The 17,252-nt window shown below is 50.1% G+C and carries 16 protein-coding genes; 11 read left to right on the top strand and 5 right to left on the bottom strand.

Annotated features, from left to right (window positions below; translation table 11 throughout):
• Nucleotides 1–1,863 carry an exodeoxyribonuclease V subunit alpha gene (recD, locus tag EZV72_RS07695; protein ID WP_175405072.1) on the top strand — a complete coding sequence of 621 codons (1,863 nt, stop codon included), beginning with the start codon at nt 1–3 and terminating at the stop codon, nt 1,861–1,863.
• Nucleotides 1,864–2,202: 339 nt separating this feature from the next.
• Nucleotides 2,203–3,048: a transposase gene (locus tag EZV72_RS07700; RefSeq protein ID WP_408640831.1), complete on the top strand. Its 846-nt coding sequence runs from the start codon at nt 2,203–2,205 to the stop codon at nt 3,046–3,048.
• Here the strand turns inward: EZV72_RS07700 and EZV72_RS07705 are convergent.
• Nucleotides 3,031–3,441, bottom strand: a complete 411-nt coding sequence (locus EZV72_RS07705; RefSeq protein ID WP_137166700.1) for a hypothetical protein — start codon at nt 3,439–3,441, stop codon at nt 3,031–3,033. The genes EZV72_RS07700 and EZV72_RS07705 overlap by 18 nt on opposite strands.
• A 286-nt stretch (nt 3,442–3,727) precedes the next feature.
• Between EZV72_RS07705 and EZV72_RS07710 the strand changes: the two genes are divergently transcribed.
• A complete protein-coding gene (locus EZV72_RS07710; protein WP_408640842.1) occupies nt 3,728–6,052 on the top strand; it encodes a zinc-dependent metalloprotease in 2,325 nt (774 codons plus the stop codon).
• Between the two features lie 44 nt (nt 6,053–6,096).
• Here the strand turns inward: EZV72_RS07710 and EZV72_RS07715 are convergent, their stop codons facing one another.
• Nucleotides 6,097–7,236, bottom strand: a complete 1,140-nt coding sequence (locus tag EZV72_RS07715) for a M14 family metallopeptidase (RefSeq protein ID WP_137166701.1) — start codon at nt 7,234–7,236, stop codon at nt 6,097–6,099.
• Nucleotides 7,233–8,009: a HesA/MoeB/ThiF family protein gene (locus EZV72_RS07720; protein WP_137166702.1), complete on the bottom strand. Its 777-nt coding sequence runs from the start codon at nt 8,007–8,009 to the stop codon at nt 7,233–7,235. Before EZV72_RS07720 ends, EZV72_RS07715 begins: the two co-directional genes overlap by 4 nt.
• A gap of 102 nt (nt 8,010–8,111) precedes the next feature.
• Between EZV72_RS07720 and moaB the strand changes: the two genes are divergently transcribed.
• From moaB to EZV72_RS07755, 7 genes are read left to right on the top strand one after another with little or no spacing between them, the layout of a single operon-like run.
• Nucleotides 8,112–8,621: a molybdenum cofactor biosynthesis protein B gene (gene moaB, locus EZV72_RS07725; protein WP_137166703.1), complete on the top strand. Its 510-nt coding sequence runs from the start codon at nt 8,112–8,114 to the stop codon at nt 8,619–8,621.
• Nucleotides 8,621–9,103: a cyclic pyranopterin monophosphate synthase MoaC gene (moaC, locus tag EZV72_RS07730; protein WP_137166704.1), complete on the top strand. Its 483-nt coding sequence runs from the start codon at nt 8,621–8,623 to the stop codon at nt 9,101–9,103. Before moaB ends, moaC begins: the two co-directional genes overlap by 1 nt.
• Complete coding sequence (locus EZV72_RS07735; RefSeq protein WP_137166705.1) at nt 9,100–9,345, top strand: MoaD/ThiS family protein; 246 nt, start codon at nt 9,100–9,102, stop codon at nt 9,343–9,345. The genes moaC and EZV72_RS07735 overlap by 4 nt, the downstream gene beginning before the upstream one ends.
• Nucleotide 9,346: 1 nt before the next feature.
• Nucleotides 9,347–9,811, top strand: coding sequence for a molybdenum cofactor biosynthesis protein MoaE (locus tag EZV72_RS07740; RefSeq protein WP_137166706.1), 465 nt, complete (start codon nt 9,347–9,349; stop codon nt 9,809–9,811).
• Nucleotides 9,812–9,823: 12 nt separating this feature from the next.
• Nucleotides 9,824–10,645: a molybdate ABC transporter substrate-binding protein gene (gene modA, locus EZV72_RS07745; RefSeq protein ID WP_137166707.1), complete on the top strand. Its 822-nt coding sequence runs from the start codon at nt 9,824–9,826 to the stop codon at nt 10,643–10,645.
• Nucleotides 10,635–11,318: a molybdate ABC transporter permease subunit gene (gene modB / locus EZV72_RS07750; protein WP_137166708.1), complete on the top strand. Its 684-nt coding sequence runs from the start codon at nt 10,635–10,637 to the stop codon at nt 11,316–11,318. The genes modA and modB overlap by 11 nt, the downstream gene beginning before the upstream one ends.
• Nucleotides 11,303–12,322 (top strand): ATP-binding cassette domain-containing protein, encoded by a 1,020-nt coding sequence (locus EZV72_RS07755; protein ID WP_137166709.1) that lies wholly within the window; start codon nt 11,303–11,305, stop codon nt 12,320–12,322. Before modB ends, EZV72_RS07755 begins: the two co-directional genes overlap by 16 nt.
• Here the strand turns inward: EZV72_RS07755 and hemN are convergent, their stop codons facing one another.
• Complete coding sequence (hemN, locus tag EZV72_RS07760; RefSeq protein WP_137166710.1) at nt 12,323–13,693, bottom strand: oxygen-independent coproporphyrinogen III oxidase; 1,371 nt, start codon at nt 13,691–13,693, stop codon at nt 12,323–12,325.
• A 105-nt stretch (nt 13,694–13,798) separates the two neighbouring features.
• Nucleotides 13,799–16,333, bottom strand: coding sequence for a TonB-dependent receptor (locus tag EZV72_RS07765; RefSeq protein WP_137166711.1), 2,535 nt, complete (start codon nt 16,331–16,333; stop codon nt 13,799–13,801).
• Between the two features lie 235 nt (nt 16,334–16,568).
• Here EZV72_RS07765 and EZV72_RS07770 point away from each other — a divergent pair, with 235 nt between their 5' ends.
• Nucleotides 16,569–17,240: a histidine phosphatase family protein gene (locus EZV72_RS07770; RefSeq protein WP_137166712.1), complete on the top strand. Its 672-nt coding sequence runs from the start codon at nt 16,569–16,571 to the stop codon at nt 17,238–17,240.
• Nucleotides 17,241–17,252 lie beyond the last annotated feature (12 nt).

Consider the following 17,252-nt stretch of genomic DNA (forward strand, 5'->3'; position numbering starts at 1 on the left):
ATGAAATATAATGAAATCCCGACTCTGACAAAGGAGTTGGCTGAGATAGAAAGCATCGATGTGTATTTCGCACAGCAATTTTGTACTTCAGGCCGTCAGAACAATGAAATTTGGTTTATGTTGCTGATAGCGTTGTCTTTTGTACAACGAAAAGGGCACACATGCCTCGATTTACGCTTTCTGGCTAGTCAGACTTTATTTGACAGTGAAGAAGAAACGCTCAAAGGCTATGCATTTGGCGATCTGAATACACTTTTACATGCTTGTACATCGGCCATTTCAGACCATGATTTGCAATCAGTCATGATGCTTGATGATACCCGTTTATTCACTCGTCGATACTGGAAATTTGAACAACAAATCTGTAATGCTTTGGCCAGCAGAACACATAAAAATGTATTGGACGATACGCAGTATCAAAAGCTTAAAAGCCTGTGGCCATTGATGTTTAATACAGAAAGAAATAAGGGCCAGGACTGGCAGCAAGTTGCTACCGCTGCAGCATTGGTTCAGAATTTTACCATCATCAATGGTGGGCCCGGTACCGGTAAAACGTATACGGTGACCAGACTATTACTTGCTCTGAAACAATGCTTTGGGCTGGACTTAAATATTCAACTGGCAGCACCAACAGGTAAAGCTGCGCAGCGGATGAATGAGTCCGTTGGTGCGGCGCTAGAAAAGCTCAGGTCAACGGTTGATAATAACCTTATCAGTAGTGTTTCAGCGGATGCGCTCACGTTACATCGGCTGTTGGGTATTCAGCGCTTTGGTGTTCAAACCCTTAAAGGCCCGGACTCCCCCTTGCCGTGTGATGTCTTAATTGTTGATGAGGCATCCATGATAGATACAGCCTTGATGGCCAGGCTAGTCAGGGCGTTAAAACCTGGGTGTAAACTCATTTTGGTAGGTGATGCTGACCAGTTGCCAGCGGTAGAGTCTGGCAGTGTACTGGAATCACTGATTTCTTTACAAAAAGCAGGGACAGCCTCCGAGCCTGTTCAGCAACACTTGAATAAGCTTTGTCCTCACTTGCCTGAACTGGAGTCGGTAGACTCGCAGTATGTTTCTCTGGACTTTGTCAGGACACTTACGATTAGTCAAAGATTTAAAGGTGCGTTATCCCGGGTCGCTACCTGTATTAAGAATGATCAGGCTGAGCAGGCCTGGCAAGGGTGTCCTGAATTTTCGGATGCCGATATGACTAACTTTCTTCACAATGAGCAGACATTCACGCTACCTGAAAGCTATTTTTGCGAGGTTTCAGAAAAGCTGATACACGCATGTTTTTCTTCGCTAAAAAACATCGACCAGACGCCTCAACAGGTTCTTCAGGTATTGACGCAGTGTAAGTGGTTAACGCCGGTTCGAAAGGGCCCTTCAGGCGTTGATGCGTTGAACCAACGGGTGGAAAAAACTCTCTTTCAAGCTGCTGCCAATCAGGAGTATTACCCTGGCAGACCCATTATGGTTGTAGAAAATAATTACGCCCAGCATCTTTTTAACGGCGATACCGGCGTGATCTGGCCTGACAGCAAAGGCCAGTTACTGGCATGGTTTGAGACTGCCGATGGCGTACGGGCTGTTAGTCTGAGCCGGTTACCGAAAGTGGAAACTGTTTTTGCCATGACAGTGCACAAGTCACAGGGCTCGGAGTTTTCTCAAGTGCTGATTTTCTTACCTGAAGCAACCACCTCCCAGATGTCATCCCTTTTATCAAGGGAGCTGTTGTACACAGGGATTACCAGGGCAAAACGTGGCTGTATTCTGGTTGGCAGCAAAACCTCGTTTGAAAAAATGGTGGCAACCCAGGTCCAAAGGCACAGCGGGCTAGCCCAGTTGTTTCATGATTTTTGCAATTAACGTAACTCTTTACGCTAACAAATAAACGCTATTTAGCCTGCCGATGAGTGTCCAGCCATCGGCCGATAGTTGCAAAGTAGCGGTTAGGTAGTGGACATCCATGATAACTTTAATGGGTGTCTATTTAAAAACTGGTACAAGGTACAGTTTCCAGTGTTTGTAATTCTGAAATACTTAGAAAAAAACACTGGATAAATAGCCATGCCTCAAGCTCGAAAACACCAGCTAAACCTTTCTAATACTCATTTTTACCATTGTATTTCACGTTGTGTTCGCAGGGCTCATTTATGTGGCAAAGATGCAGTGAGTGGGAGCAACTATGAACACCGCAGAAAATGGGTGGAAGACAGAATTGCTCGCCTGGCTAGTGTATTTGCCGTTAAAGTTTGCGCTTATGCTGTGATGCATAATCACACCCATCTGGTTTTGTATGTAGACAATAAGCATACTGAAGAGTGGGATCTTGATGAGGTGATCAGGCGATGGCATAAACTATTTAAGGGAACCTGCTTATCCAGAAAGTACATGCAAAACTCTTTTGCTGTCAGCAATTCACCTGCTGAAATTAAAACCCTGAGGGAAACGGTGAATATCTGGCGAAACAGGCTGCAGGACATAAGTTGGTTCATGCGCTCGTTAAATGAATACATTGCCCGAAAGGCGAATGAAGAAGACGGGTGCACCGGACGTTTTTGGGAAGGGCGGTTTAAAATGCAGGCGCTACTGGATGAGGCTGCTCTGCTGGCGTGTATGGTTTACGTGGACTTGAACCCCATGAGAGCCGGTCTTTCGGTAAGCCCGGAAGCATCATCTTATACCAGTTTTAAAAAGCGCTTCTGCTCTAAAAAAACAGAAACGCCGATTTTGTGGCTGCTCACCTTCTGTAAGTCTGATAATCCAGGCAAAAGGGGTGTGCTGCCATGTAGCCATAGTGACTATTTCGCCCTGGTTCAGCACACGGCAAAAAATATAAACAATCGTCAATCCAGTACCGAAGGAAAAAATGAATTGCATGAGGCGCTGTCAATCAATACTTCATTCTGGCCGGAAGTGACACAAAATTTTGAACACTGTTTTCATCATGCTGCAGGTGCTATCGATACTCTGACTTCCTATGTCAGGACGACGGGGTTAAAACGCATGGTCGACAGGCAGAGCGCATTGAGACTAGTTGCAAGTGCTTAGTGGCTCCGATCTATCAATTTCATAAAAACAAAAAAGAGGAGCTGCACTCAGATCTTGTAAACAGTTTACCAGAACGATAGGTTTTTTATTTTTAATTGCCAGCGTTGATGTATCGAACACGCTGGATATTTTGTCTTTGCCAGTTACATACAGCTTTTCTTTTAGCGTATGTTCTATCCATCCTAACTCCGTCATTTTTTCAGTTAAAGTCATTCCTGGTAGAGTAAATACCGAAGACAATGTTACATCAGCGCCAAAAACAGGTCTTTCCGCGCACGTAATGACTGAACATTCCTTTGTCGTAATTGGCAAACAAAGCGCCTGTACAGATATTTCTTTTTTAACCATGTGACATCGACCGAAAGGGCAGTATTGATACGCATTTTGAATCATGTCTAGTCCTAAATAGTCGTCATTTTACTCAAGACACCCATATACCATTAATGGCTGTCTACGCTATTAAGCATACTAAATAACATCAGCGCTTCTGGGATTGATGCAGATCAACCCCGTTTTCAATACCGGTAATCCCATCATATGGACAACAGCACAAGCCTTCCGGTAACGTAGTAAAAAAGCGGTATTTCAAGCAGGTATAAAACCTGATTAAAGGAGAACTATTTTGCGAAAGTTATGGGCTGCAGCCTTTGTTTTATGTTCACCGATAACAGCATACGCAATGCCGGATATCGACACGTTTACTGAAGATATGGTCGAGCAGTCAGGCTATGTCCCTTTCTTTTATGACAAAAGTCAGGACCGCGTATACATTGAAATCGACAAGCTGGACACCCAGATGCTGTTTCAGACGTCCTTGCCTCAGGGCATGGGGTCAAATGACATTGGCCTTGATCGTGGTCAGCTGGGAGATACCCGCATTGTTTCTTTTACCCGCCACGGCAATAAAGTTTTGCTTAAGCAGGTAAATACCACCTATCAGGCCTCTTCCAACAATAAAGCAGAGCATAACAGCATCACAGAAGCATTTGCGCAGTCGGTCATAGCCGGTTTTGAGGTGGTGGCTGAAGACGGCGATGATGTACTGGTAGATTATACTTCTTATCTGCTTTCTGACGTACATGGCATTAGCCAGCGCCTGCAACAAAAGCAACAGGGCAGTTTTCAGCCTGATGCGAGTCGTAGCGCTGTATATTTACCAAGAAGTAAGGCGTTTGAGGATAATACCGAGCTGGAGTCCGTTGTTACGTTTGCCGGAAATAACCCCGGTCAGTTTGTTGAGCAGGTCACCCCTGATCCAACCAGTATTTCTGTTCACCTCCATCATTCATTCGTAAAACTGCCTGACGATAATTATGAACCGCGTGAGTATCATCCTTTTGCCGGCTACTGGAAGGCGGGCTATTTTGACTACTCAACTGCAATAAGCGAGCCTTTAGAGCAGAAATTTATCACCCGGCACAGGTTATATAAAAAGGATCCTGAGGCAAAGCATAGTGAACCTGTTAAACCAATTGTTTACTACCTTGACCCGGGTATTCCAGAGCCGGTAATGAGCGCGTTGAAAGAGGGGGCGAGCTGGTGGAGTCAGGCATTTACGGATATCGGTTATGACAATGCGTTTCAGGTTAAAGTGTTGCCTGAAGACGCCGACCCAATGGATGTCCGGTATAATGTTATCCAGTGGGTGCATCGAGCTACGCGTGGCTGGTCTTACGGCAGCTCTGTCACTGATCCGCGCACCGGAGAGATAATTAAAGGACATGTTACGTTAGGCTCACTACGGGTAAGGCAGGACTACCTGATTGCACAAGGGCTTACCAGCCCGTTTACCGGTGATGCAGATACCAAAGCACAGCAGGAAATGGCGCTTGATCGAATTCGCCAGCTTGCCGCACATGAGGTCGGACATACGCTGGGTATTGCCCACAACTTTGCGGCCAGCGAAAACGGTCGCGAATCAGTGATGGATTATCCACACCCTAAAGTGACGCTGAAAAACGGTAAAATTGTACTGGATGATGCCTACGACAAGGGTATGGGTAAATGGGACCTGCACGCTATTGCCTACGGTTATCAGGATTACTCGTCTCCAGAAGCAGAAAAAGCTGGTCTGGCAGCGGAGATTGACAACGCTCGTGCCCAGAATTTGTCTTTCAAAACAGACTTTGACACGCGCTCATCTTCCACCGCCTCGGCTAATGGCCATATGTGGGACAATGGCCAGGACCCGCTTGCTGCTTATGATGAGATTACGGCTATCCGGGAACGGGCATTAGCGTCGATGGGTGTCTCATCAATTCCTGAGCATGCCAGCTTGTCGTCGCTGGAAGATGTACTGGTGCCGGTGTATCTGCTTCATCGCTACCAGCTGGTGGCGGTAGCCAAGCAGGTGGGCGGTCTGGAATACAGTTATGAGCGAAAAGGAGATTATGACACGCCGCACGGACAATCCGCGGTGCCAGCCGCGCAACAAAAACGTGCGATGAAACAGCTTCTCAATGCAACGTCTGCAGAGTTTCTGCGCATGCCGGATACCTTGCTAAAGCTGATTACTCCAACCAATTATGGCGATGATGTCACCCGCGAGCAATTTAAAGGAAAAATGGGCCTGGCGATGGACCCGGTCTCTGCTGCCGCATCTGCCGCCAACTACGCCTTTAGCCTGCTGCTTGATACAACGCGGTTGAACAGACTGTCCTGGCAAGCCGCAAATGATCGCGCTTTGCCTGGTGTTGGAGCACTGGTGAGTCGAATCATGGAGCAGCACTGGTACAAACAAAGCGAGAGCGATTATGGGCTCCAACGTCGCCTGCGCCTGGTTGCACTTAATGCCTTGTTTACCGCACTTGATGACCCACAGCTTGCGCCCGAAGCCAAAATGGACATCCAGTCTGCGCTGATGAACTTTACCCGCTGGCTGGATAAAAAGAGTGATTTACAGGAAGCGCCGGTATTGCATCAGCAAATGAAGCAGTATTGGCAAACCGGGCAATGGCCGGGTCAGTTTACGGTCAACCCCTTGCCGCCGGGCTCACCAATCTAATCACACCATAAATAGGGTTAGTAAAGCTTGCCTGACGACCCGCCTTAGGGCTGGTCGTCCTCAGTCGTAATATCCCAGTAGCGGGTGAACGCTTTATAGAGCTGAGTGCCACTAAGCACCGATGCTGATGGAAAATGCAGCATGGGGATAAGATCGCAGGGAGCGGTGACTTCAAAGCTCGCGTGGCTGGTATCCAGCTCATCAATATTGAGCACCCGCGCCAGCACATCGCCTTGGCTGATATGCTGGCCTGGTCGGGCGCAATACTCGACCATGCCCCCAAACGCGGTATAAAGGGTTTTATAATCTTTGAGCTTTACGCCGATACGGCGCATCTTGTGTGGCACAAAGTCGGTGGTATCTATTACCTGACGATGTTGCAGATAGCTTAGTATACTGTTTGCATCATCGTGACCTTCGTCAAATTCAATAACTTCCTGACTCCCCATTTCCAAAGTCATGGCTTCAACACCAAAACGGTACGGTTTATCAAAACGCTGGGAAAGCAAATCCTGAAGTGTCCACCACGGACAGAAGGTGGCTTCATCCAGTGCGCCGGCAAAGACGTTGGGAATAAATATACAGTGCGGGATATTGAAAAGCGTCGCTACCTCTTTAGCGTACTCAGGAATATAAATATGGCGGGTCGATACCGGCCCGTTATGTAAATCCAGTACAAAATCAGCCTGTACCGCCAACTGCTGCAGCTTCAGATTCAGTTGCTGTGCCAGCCCCAGCCCCCAGGGCGAGTCGAGTTTGGCATCTATGGCTGCCCGCCAGAAGCGTTTGAACTTTGCCTTGATCGTATCAATGCTATCTTCAGCCGCTACAGTTTGGGCAAACAACTCAACCTGGGCCCGATCGTAAAAATAGCCACGATTCCAGTTAGTGCCGTTCACCGGGTCAAACCGCCCCAGAGTGTACTCGCCCGCCTTAATATTCGTGCCGACCGGATTACAGTTAGGCACTAAAATGATCTCGCCCTGCACATCCAGCGCTTTTAACTGCGTAATGAGGTGATAAATAACGACGTTACCCTGAACTTCTGCGCCATGAATGGAGCTTTGAATATATACCGTGGGGCCGGGTTTGCTCCCGCTGATTCGGTAAACCGGTACATTCATGTTCCTACCTGAAGCATTTTGCGCAACAACAATGTGCTGTTTGGTAACGGTCGCGGTCATAATCTCTCTTTTGCTGTGTTGTGATGATGACAAGTCTGACAACCCGGCAGGCGAGGCACAGAAAAGTGCTGCCAGGTGTGAGTCAGGGCGTCGAATAATTGTAATTTGCCCACGGGAGTTTCACCGAATCCGGTTAGCAACTGACTGGTCAGCAAGGCTTGCTGCAAGCCCGTTATTGCAACAACAGGGCTAAAAATACCGGCTTCTGTACAAGACAAGTCAATCTCCCCGAATAAAGCTGCCAAACAGTTATAACAAGGCATGTCTGCTGCAAAAGTAGTGACAAACACCTGACCTTCAAACCGGATAGCCGCGCCGCTGACCAGTGGCGTGCCATGCTCGGCACAAAGCTGATTAATTTGCTGCCGGCTGCTTTTATTGTCAGTGCAGTCCAGCACAATATCATGCTGTTGGATAACTTCACTTAACTCTGTCAGGGCGGGGCGATAATCCACGGTGGTAATGAGACAGTCAGAATTGATTCTGTGTAAAGCGCGTTTGGCTGCCAACACCTTGCTACTGCCGGCGTCTTCTTCGCAAAACAAAATCTGACGGGGCAGATTAGTCACCGAAACAGTATCATCATCCACCAAGGTAAGCCTGCCAACCCCCATTGCTGCCAGAGACTGGGCAGCATTACAGCCCAGTCCGCCCACACCGATAACAAGCACACTGGCATTTAACAGCGCCTCCTGACCTTCCAGATCAATTTGTGGCAGTACAATCTGGCGGTTATAGCGCATGGCCTGTTCAGTTGTCAGCGTTTTGGTCATGAATTATCTGCTTTACGGGGAAACCTGTGTTTTATCCCTATGGGATTAGTGTACGATAGCATATATGAAAGTGTTAAATACTGCTGTCTGTCAGGAAATATAATGACTCAATCTGTAACCTCGTTAAATATCGCTATTCTTACTGTCTCTGATACCCGCACGCCAGATACTGATACATCCGGTAACTACCTGGCCGACGCTATCACTCAGGCGGGTCACACGCTGCAAGACCGGGCACTGGTCAAAGACGATATTTACAAACAACGAGCGGTAGTTTCGGACTGGATTGCAAGGGATGATATTCACGCAGTGATTTCAACCGGTGGAACCGGGTTTACCGGTCGCGATTCGACCCCGGAAGCGTTAAGCGTACTGTTTGATAAAAATGTGGATGGTTTTGGCGAGCTTTTTCGCCAGTTAAGTTATGAAGAAATTGGAACCTCTACCATTCAATCACGCGCTATTGCCGGGTTTGCAAACCGCACGGTTATTTTTTGTTTGCCCGGCTCAACCGGCGCCTGTAAGACCGGCTGGACCCGGATTATTCAAAGCCAGCTCGATGCCAGCTTTAAACCATGTAATTTTGTTGGTCATCTGACAGGCACCATGTAATGGCAGGATTCAGTCATCTTAATCAGGCCGGCGAAGCAAACATGGTGGATGTCTCGGCAAAGCAAATTACCACCCGTTCTGCCATCGCGCAGGGGTATCTGTACGCAAATGATGCGGTGATACAGGGCATCAGCGAGGCGCGCATTGCGAAGGGGGATGTCTTTGCGGTGGCCCGGGTGGCCGGAATTCAGGGTGCCAAGCGTTGTGCGGATCTCATTCCCTTGTGTCATCCGCTGGCACTGAGCAAAGTCGACATTTCTTTTGCGCTTGAGCCTGAGCAAAACCGGATTGCCGTGCAGTGCTTTTGTAAGCTAGACGGTAAAACCGGCGTAGAAATGGAAGCGCTCACAGGCGTAAACATTGCGCTGCTTACCTTGTTTGACATGTGTAAAGCCTTGGATCCTGCCATGCGCATTGAGCAGGTTTGTGTGCTTAACAAACAGGGTGGTAAAACCGGTGACTGGCACAGGGATGCAGTATGATTACAGTAAAAACTTTTGCCCAGATACGTGAGTTGACCGGCCAGGCGGAGCATCAGGTTGTCTTTACTAATCCGATAAATGTTGACGAACTTATTAGTCAGCTGAGCGCTGACAATGAGCTGTGGGCAGAAGCGCTGTCCGGTCAGGTTCTGGTTGCGGTTAACCAGACATTATGCGACCGCTCTCAGGTTTTGCACAAAGGCGATGAAGTGGCCTTTTTTCCACCGGTGACCGGAGGCTGATATGTTTATCGCTATTCAGGAAGCGGATTTTTGTCAGGCCGAATTATATCAGCAGCTCCGCCGGTCAAGCCGGGATGCCGGTGCAATTGTGACCTTTACCGGCCTGGTGCGCGACCACAACCCTCACGGAAAAATCAATGGTTTGTCGCTTGAACATTATCCCGGCATGACAGAAAAAGCGCTATCATCGCTGGTCACCGGAGCCATAACGCAATTTGAGCTGACTGATGCAGCTGCCGTGCACCGGGTGGGCCGGTTGCACAATGACGAACAGATAGTCTGGGTAGGCTGCGCTGCGTTGCACCGACGGGCAGCGTTTGAGGGCGCTATGTACATCATGGATATGCTAAAGCAGTCTGTTCCACTGTGGAAAAAGGAATTTGTTGGTGAGCAGGGTCACTGGGTTGCTCCCAAAGCATCGGATGATGCCGCTGCATTGGCCTGGCTGAGTAATAAAAAAGAGTAGTAAGGTGTATACATGACACGGATGCGCAGTTTATTTTCCTGGCGATATGGTTCGCTTTTTTGGGGCTTATTTTTGATGGGTGTCTTGATAAGCTTCTGCTCGCACACCCGGGCGGCAGAAGCGCCGCTTCGTATTGCTGTGGCGGCTAACTTTGCCGAACCGGCCAGATATATCGCTCAGGCATTCAGCGCCCGTACCGGGCACAAAACACAAGTATCAGTGGCCTCCAGCGGTACGCTTTATGCGCAGATCACCCATGGTGCGCCCTTCGATGTGTTTTTATCAGCGGATGCTACGCGGCCACAAAAGCTGGTGGACGAGGGACTGGCAGCAGCCAGTACATTATTTGTCTATGCTCAGGGCCGGCTGATTTACATTAATGCAGGACACCCACCCAACGGGCAAAACGATTTGTCGGCAGCGCTGCGAAAAGGACAGCGGCTGGCGATTGCCAACCCCCGACTGGCTCCCTACGGTGATGCTGCAAAGCAGGTGTTACAACACATGGATATGTGGGATGCGGTGCGCCCCCAGCTGGTCATGGGCAAAAACATTCTGCAAACCTATCAGTTTTATACATCCGGCAATGTTCCTCACGCCATTGTTGCTGCCTCGCTGGTCAAAGATAGCGACCAGTCAGGCTGGCTGATTCCGGCCTCGCTGCATGCGCCAATTTTACAAAAAGTGGTGGTGCCTGATTCATCATCCCAGCCTGCAACTGCCCGAAAGTTTGTGCACTTTTTAATGTCTGACCGGATTCAGAAACAGCTGCCGCAATGGGGCTATACCCGTTATGAAGTTACTGCAACTGACGGGGACAGCCATGCAAAATGATGATATGGCGGCCATCTGGCTAACCCTGGAGCTGGCGGCTCTGTCTAGTTTAATTTTATTGTTGATTGCCACGCCGCTGGCCTGGTGGCTGGCGCGCTGGGAGCACAAGCTAAAGCCGGTATTGTTATCCTTGATTGCCTTACCTTTAGTACTTCCGCCCACGGTACTGGGTTTCTATCTGTTGATTGCCTTTGCCCCCAACAGTCTGGTGGGGGGACTGTGGCAGTCGGTAACCGGGTCACAACTGGCTTTTTCGTTCAGCGGTCTGGTCATAGGCTCGGTTATTTATTCATTACCCTTTGCGGTGCAGCCTTTGTATACCGGCTTTACCCAGCTTGATAAGCGCTATCTGGATGTGGCTAAAACAATGGGAATGAATCGTTATTCTCGGTTCCGGCGCATTGTTCTGCCGCTGTGCCAGTCTCATATTATCGTGGCGCTGGGGCTAAGTTTTGCCCATACGGTGGGGGAGTTCGGAGTGGTGCTGATGATTGGCGGAAATATTCCGGCTGAGACCCAGGTGGTGTCAATTGCCCTGTACAACCATGTTGAGGCTGGGGACTATGCCAATGCACATTGGCTGGCGCTGGGTTTACTGGTGTTTTCAATGGTGCTGCTGACTATTTTATATCGCTTTAACCGTGGCGGAGGCCGGCAATGGAATTTTCGGTAAATTTTCGTCGTCACGCCGGCTTTGAGCTGGATGTCAGCGTCACCCAGCGTTCGGTCAATACTATGGTCGGGCTGACCGGACCATCCGGTGCTGGTAAAAGCAGTCTATTGCGTTGTTTGGCCGGGCTTGAGCGACATGCGCAGGTCAGTGGCGACTGGCAGGGTAAGTTATTTACCCGTAAGCGGGTTGGCCTGGTGTTTCAGGAAGCGCTGCTTTTTCCGCATCTGAGTGTTGGGCAGAACCTGTTGTTGGCCGCTGATTTTGCCAAGGGGCAGACATTCTGGTTTGATGAGGTGGTACTGGGCTGTCGCTGCAACCATTTGTTGTCTCGTATGCCGGCGTCCCTGTCGGGGGGCGAAGCGCAGCGGGTCGCCATAGCCAGAGCGATTTTAAATTCCCCGAAGATCCTGCTGCTCGACGAACCGGTTAGCGCGCTGGACAACCACACCCGTCATCATATCCTGGCCTTTTTGCGTAAGCTGGCAGATAACGGTTTGCCGGTATTGTTGGTCAGCCACGACCTGCAGGACCTTGCCCTGTACTGTCATAATTTGCTGTATATGGAAGCCGGGCGGCTGGTGCACCAGGGCAAGCCGCAGGAAGTATTGCCGAAGATTTACCAGAATCATCCGGTCAGTGCCAGCGTACAGTTTTCGGTGATTTCAGGCTCCCAGCCGCAGGTTAATAAAACCTATCACTATGTGTCGTTTGATTGCGAGGGCCAGCAGTTATTTGCCACATCACCGGTTATCACCGGTGATCGTGTGCATATGTCAGTCGCTGCTGCCAGTGTGTCGGTTGACCGGCAGACCACTTGTGATGTCAGTACCGAAAATGCGTTTCACTGTGAGGTGAGGCAGGTACATCCGCCAGAGCATGGCCAGGTGCTGGTGAGCCTGCAACGTAACCAGACTCGCCTGTACGCCCTCATCAGTGAGTTTGCTGCAGCCCGGCTTGCCTTGCAGGTCGGCGAGTCAGTCACCGCCCGGTTTGGCCTTGAATAGCTAAATGACCCGCGAATAACGCTGATACTTATGCTGTTGTGCCAGATACGCATCAAACATGCTGCAAATTACCCGGATGAGCATTTTGCCAGCCCCGGTTACCCGGATCCCGGCGCTATCCACCACTACCAGGCCATCATCCGCTAATGTCTCAAGTTGTTGTAGTTCGTGAGCAAAATAGTGCGGTATATGAATGTGATGCCGGGTATAAAAGGCGTCGTAGCTTACCTCAAAATTGCACATTAACTGATTTATCAGGCTGCGCCGGTACTGATCATCTGCGCTTAATACTATCCCCTGCTCGGTCAGCCCGGTATGGCTGTCCAGCCGGTGATAATACGCATTAAGCTGACGGGGATTCTGGCTGTATACGGTTTCTGTGGCGCTGATAGACGAGACACCCAGTCCCAGAATTTTCAGATTGCCATCGGTGGTGTAGCCCTGAAAGTTACGGTGCAGTCGTCCGGCTTGTTTGGCGTTGCACAGTTCATCGCCGGGCAGGGCGAAATGATCCATACCAATCATCTGGTAGCCGGCGTCTGTCAGGCCAGCCACGGCCAGCTCCATCAAGCGCAGTTTGTCTTCGCCCTGGGGTAACCAGTCTTGCTTTATTTTGCGCTGAGCAGCAAAGCGCTGGGGCAGGTGAGCATAACTGAACAGAGAAATACGATCCGGTGCCATGGTCTTCACAGCTTCCAGAGTGCGCCGAAAGGTTTCAGGTGTCTGGTGCGGTAACCCGTAGATAAGGTCCAGATTGACTGAACTGATGCCCACTTCGCGGGCGTCACTCACCAGCTGGGCAATGTGCTGAGTACTTTGCACCCTGTTGATGGCCTGCTGCACCCGCGCGTCGGTATCCTGGACACCCAGCGAAATACGGGTATAGCCCAGTTCGGCCAGCCAGGCCAGGTAACTGCGATCTACGTGTCGGGGATCCAGCTCTATGCTCAGCCGGGCATCGGCACTGATATAAAAATGTTCGTGCAGCATAGTGATAAGCCGGGCGTGCTGTGCCACAGTTAAAAAGCTTGGCGAGCCACCTCCCAGGTGAATCTGGCGTACCGCTGCATGGCGGGTCAGATGGTTTCGAAGTCGCAGCTCTTTTTCCAGATAACTGAGATACCGATCCGCTTTTTCCTGCTGCCGGCTTACCTGTTTATTGCAACCGCAGTAATAGCACAGGTCCTGACAAAACGGGATATGCACATACACAGAGTAATCACTGTCGGGCTCAAGCAAGGCGTGGGTAAGTAGTAAATCAGTATCATCATACTGATGAAACTGCAGCGCGGTAGGGTAGGAGGTATAACGTGGCCCGTTCACATTGTATTTATTGATAAGCCGGCGTTCGGCCAGAGGTAATGGATGCATGCGCTTTGCCTTACAGTCTTGATTATTTACACTCTAGCAAAGCGCTGCAGCAGGAATATTGTTCTGGATCAAATCCGGGGCGAATTCATACTCCGGTGCGAGTTATTAAAAATAGGTCTGCAGAGTAATACCCCAGCTTGCGGGCTGGCCCGGGTAAGCCATAATTTTGCCCGTTTGTACCGGCACATCAAAGGCATTTCTGGCAACGTACTCTTTGTCCAGCACATTACGGCCCCACACAATAATGTCACTGTTGAACTCAGGTAAACTGAATTGCCAGCGCAGGTTCAGCAGGCTGTAGCTGGACGACTTTTTGTAAGGATCATTGGTACTGTCCATGTAAAGATCGCCGGTGTACTGCCAGTCCAGGCTCAGTTGTGTATCAAGGCTGCCCAGTGCGATGTACTGACTGGCCTGTAACGACAGGGTATTTTCAGGGTTGAATCCCACACGATCACCGGCCCGAGAGCAAAACGGAGCATCGGGTTGTGCCCGGCCCGGATCATCAATACCGGTATGCCAGGTATAGGCTACCCAGCACGGGCCGCGCTCAAATTCATCAAAGTTGGCCAGGGTGCGGGCCACATTCAGAGACAGGCGGGTATCGCTGGTGGCAAACCAGGTCAGCTCTGCTTCGATCCCTTTAGTCTCAATATCGCCGGCATTTTGCAGATTAAACCCGGTGCCGGTGAAGGTACTGGCCTGAAAATCTTTAATATCGGTCAGATGCGCAGCCAGATTGAGGCGCAGGTTATAACGACGAAAATCCTGTTTGAATCCCACCTCAAAGCTGTTGGCGGTTTCTGCCTCAAACCGTGGGTCAAAGGCGGCAGCAATCCGATCAGTATTTAAACCGCCAGCTTTGTAGCCGGTAGCGTAACTGGCATACATAAGCTGATGATCGCTGGGCTGCCAGCTCAGCTTGACCGCGCCGGTAAGCTGGTTGTCATCAATGCTTTCGTCCAGGGCCGGACGCGGCGCTATAGCGGCAGTATTTAATAAAAAATATCCCCAACCAGGTTGCTGGAACGCCGCCAGCGGTGCAAGCTGCGCTGCCTCTGGCAGACCGCCGGCGGCCAGAGCCTGGCCAACTATCGCAAGAGCGTTACCGGCGGCCACGGGGTCAGGCTGCAGAGCGGGCGTTAAAGGTAACCCGTCAATACCGGGGCCGGTTTCGGTATACCGACCCCGCAAGCTTTTTTCTTCCACGGTATAACGCAGCCCCGTGGTTAGCGTCCATGACGTTGCCAGATGCCAGTCTGACTGGATAAACAGAGCATAGCTGTCCTGCTCCTGATAAGCATTATGGTAAAAGGCGGTAGACACCGGTGTGGCCGGTGCAGCCGGAGCTATCAGCCCGCCTGTGGCGGCACTGAGCCCATTAAGACCGTCGATGAGTGGATTTAACTGAGGCGCAGAAGCGCTGAAAAACAGCGGAAAATCTTCATGGGTGGTAATGGTGTAATCAAGATCCAGATTTTGTGAAAACCAGTAAGCACCGGCTATTACGCTAAGTGAGTCACTATCATAGGTCATTCGCACTTCCTGCGAGAAAGCCTGTTGTCTGGCATCGTTTCTGGCAGTCAGTAAATCGGCATCCGTAAAATCAGAGTCGGTATCATCCAAACTGTCAAAATCACGCCATGCGGTAATACTGGTCAGTGTCCAGTGTGCATTCAGTTGCCAGTCTGCCTGCAGCGACAGCCCCCGGTCCTGCATACTGGACGCCGGTAACTGGCTCAGTGCGGTGGTGTAGTCATAAAATGAATCCTGAGTGTAAACGGTGGCGTCAAATAACGGACTGGCCAGCAGCGCATCGGTGCCTGATTTTTCCGGGATCTGGTTGGCCTGTAAATTATCCTGCCAGGTCAGTGCGCCACAACACACTTCATCCAGCTCAGCCCAGTCCGCTATCAGCCGGATTTTTATTGCATCAGTCGGCGTGTACAGCGCCTGGGCGCGCACCCCGAATCGGTCCCGATTGTTGATATCCTGTCCGCTGTTGGCCTCGGTTATCCAGCCGTCCCGGTCGGTGTTAAACCCGGCTACACGAAATGCCAGAGTATCCTCTATTGCCACCAGCGACGTGGCCCCGGTAACGCGGCGTAAGTTATCACTGCCTAGCGTGGCAGTTACAAAGCCATCTCCATTTTCAAAAGTCGGGGCTTTGGTATTAAAGGTCACAGCGCCGGCAGGGGTATTTTTACCAAACAGGGTCCCTTGCGGCCCACGCAGTACTTCAATGGTGTCAATATCCACCAAATCATTGATTACAGCGTTCTGGCGAGAGCGATAAACACCGTCAACATACAAACCCACAGAGGGTTCAAAACCAAAATTCTGGGTTGAAGTGCCAATGCCGCGAATAGCAAAACCGGAGTTGGTCGCACTCTGACTTTGGAATGCATTAAATGTCGGGATATAGCCCTGAATATCGTATATGTCCAGCGAAACACTTTGATGCAGGGCCTCTCCATTGATCACCGAAACAGCCACGGGCACTTGTTGTAGATTCTGCGTGCGTTTTTGTGCGGTGACTTCTATGGTCTCAAGCTGTCCGGGGAGCGTGTCGGCCAGTGCTGAGCTGATACTTAAAGCTGTAAAGGTAAGCGTGGTGAGAGTACGGGTAGGCGCTGTCATAGGTTGTTCCCTTAACCGTTTATTGTTGTGATGTGTCAGGCAGTGGTGTTTCTTATGAGCATAGTTATAACAAACTGGTCAGGTTTTAACAGTGCAAAAAAAGATCTATTACATTTGTATGAATGAATCCGATGTGGCTGATAAGGGTGGTGAATAAGGCCATATTCACAATAGTAATTAAACAAACCTGAAGGGTTTTTCTACTATGAAGAAAAATAAATAAACGCAGGTTGTTATGACAGAAATATATCTGGTAAGGCACGGGCAGGCCTCTTTCGGGCAGGACAATTACGATGTGCTTAGTGAACTGGGTCAGCAGCAGGCGCGCTGGCTGGGCGAATGGATCGCGCAGCAGTCGGTGGAGTTTGATGCCATCTACAGTGGCACGCTGGAGCGCCAGCGACACACGCTTGAGTATCTCAGTGCAGGTATAACACCGGCCCGGCGAATTCAGATGACAGAATTTGATGAGTTTGATTTTACCCGCGTGATTCAGGCGTTTTTACAACAGAACCCTGAGCATAATGTGGCGGAACCCACCCCTCGTTTCTGGTTTAAAACACTGCGTAAAAGCATGCAGGCCTGGTCTCAGGGCGAACTGGATGTGCCTCATGATGCCGAGAGCTGGCCCCATTTTATCCAACGGGTCAGAAATGGCCTGAATCATTGCCTCACCGACAATAACCGCAAGGTGCTGATCTCGACCTCCGGTGGTGTGATTGCCTGTGCGGTGGGGCTGACATTGGGACTGTCAGCCGAGTCAATTATCAAACTGAACCTGCAGATCCAAAATACCAGCATCACCCGTCTGATTTGCAGCGCCAATAATAACTGGTCCCTGCACAGCTTTAATTATTTACCCCATTTATCTTCCCGGGAGCGGGCAGAACACATCACTTACGCGTGAGCCAAGGAGAAT

This window comes from Salinimonas lutimaris, assembly GCF_005222225.1.
Lineage (GTDB): Bacteria > Pseudomonadota > Gammaproteobacteria > Enterobacterales > Alteromonadaceae > Alteromonas > Alteromonas lutimaris.